Origin of the sequence: Noviherbaspirillum album (genome assembly GCF_035916955.1) — a bacterium.
GTDB classification, from domain to species: domain Bacteria; phylum Pseudomonadota; class Gammaproteobacteria; order Burkholderiales; family Burkholderiaceae_D; genus Noviherbaspirillum; species Noviherbaspirillum album.
The window spans coordinates 1-1,641 of record NZ_JAWIIV010000105.1 but is presented as its reverse complement, the minus strand read 5'-3'; the positions used below and the strand labels follow the sequence as shown (position 1 = coordinate 1,641).

The 1,641-nt window shown below is 53.8% G+C and carries 1 protein-coding gene; it reads left to right on the top strand.

Annotated elements, in window-relative coordinates; translation table 11 throughout:
- The first annotated feature begins 94 nt into the window (after positions 1 to 94).
- Complete coding sequence (locus tag RY831_RS32880; protein WP_437126352.1) at positions 95 to 1,480, top strand: ISNCY family transposase; 1,386 nt, start codon at positions 95 to 97, stop codon at positions 1,478 to 1,480.
- Positions 1,481 to 1,641 lie beyond the last annotated feature (161 nt).

The following is a 1,641-nucleotide window of genomic DNA, read 5'->3' as shown; positions in this document are numbered from 1 at the left end:
TGTGGGAGCAAAGTTGTAATGTCCGGTTTCAGCAAAGTTCAAATGTCCGTTTTTCCGCAGGATAACCCTATTACAGACGGGTTTGGGAGCGGCCATGGGCAGGACCGGAGCGATTACGATGACGATGCGAGAACTAGACCGGCTAAAGACCATTCAGGCAGTCGTAGATGGTAACTTGAAGTCTGGACGTGCCGCCGAACGTTTGGGGCTGACGGACCGGCAGATACGCCGCCTGGTGAACCGCGTACGCGAGCAAGGACCGGCTGGCATGGCATCGCGGCGTTGTGCTCGACCGAGCAATAACCGCGTGCCGGCAGAATTGACGAAGCATGCGTTGGATATCATACGTGAGCGCTACGCGGATTTCGGGCCGACGCTGGCATGCGAGAAGCTACGGGAAGTTCATGGCTTAAAATTATCTAAGGAAACCATCCGCAAGCTAATGATGGAGGCTGGCTTGTGGATTCCACGTCGGCTCCGCTCGTCAACGATCTATCAGCCTCGTAACCGGCGACATTGCGTTGGCGAGCTGATTCAGATTGATGGCAGTGATCATGCCTGGTTCGAGGATCGAGCACCGGCTTGCACACTGCTGGTCTATATCGATGATGCGACCAGCCGGCTGATGCATTTGCACTTTACCTATTCCGAGTCGACCTTTAGCTATTTCGAGGCAACACGGCGCTATATCGAACTGCATGGCAAGCCGCAGGCCTTCTATAGCGATCAGTACAGCGTCTTCCGGGTCAACAGAAAACAACCTCAAGGCGGTAGCGGACATACGCAGTTTGGACGAGCACTGTACGAGCTTAACATTGAGAGCATTTGCGCCAATAGCAGCCAGGCCAAAGGACGTGTTGAGCGGGCAAACCTGACGCTTCAGGACCGGCTGGTTAAAGAACTTAGATTGCAAGGCATCTCCACGATGGAAGCGGCCAACGCCTATGTGCCCTGCTTCATTGCCGACTACAACCGACGCTTTGCCAAGCCGCCAAGGAATGACTGGGATACGCACCGGCCACTACGCGAGGACGAGGATCTGGAATCAATCTTTACGCACCGTGAGAAGCGCAAGGTATCACACGTACTGACACTGCAATACGACAAGACGATCTACCTGATTGGCGATACGAAGAACAATCGGAAGCTCATTGGTCAATACATCGACGTGTACGAGTATGTCGACGGGCGCATTGAGCTGCAGGCCAGTGGCACTTGCCTTCCCTACACCACTTATGACCGTTTGCCTGAAGTAAGTCAGGGTGCCATCGTCGAGAATAAGCGGCTTGGGCATGTACTGCAGATTGCGCAGTTAGTGCAAGCCGAGCGGGATAGCAGGCGTAGTCAGTCGGCGCCGGCCAGAACGCACCGCGGCTTGCAATCGCCCACCAAGAAACCTGAGCCTGGCAAGAAAAGACAACGGGCACTGGGTGCCAGAGATATGGAAAAGGCAATTAGAAAGACGGTCTTGGCAACCTAAGCTGCGACTTTAGACCGAACCCGCTTCGAACAGGCATTCCGCTGTCGCGGCTACATATTAATAAAACCAGCAAAAACAACCTAAAACACCACGAATACCGCCCTTTAAACCGGACATTTGAACTTTGCCCGATAGCGGACATTTGAACTTGGCGTTGACAA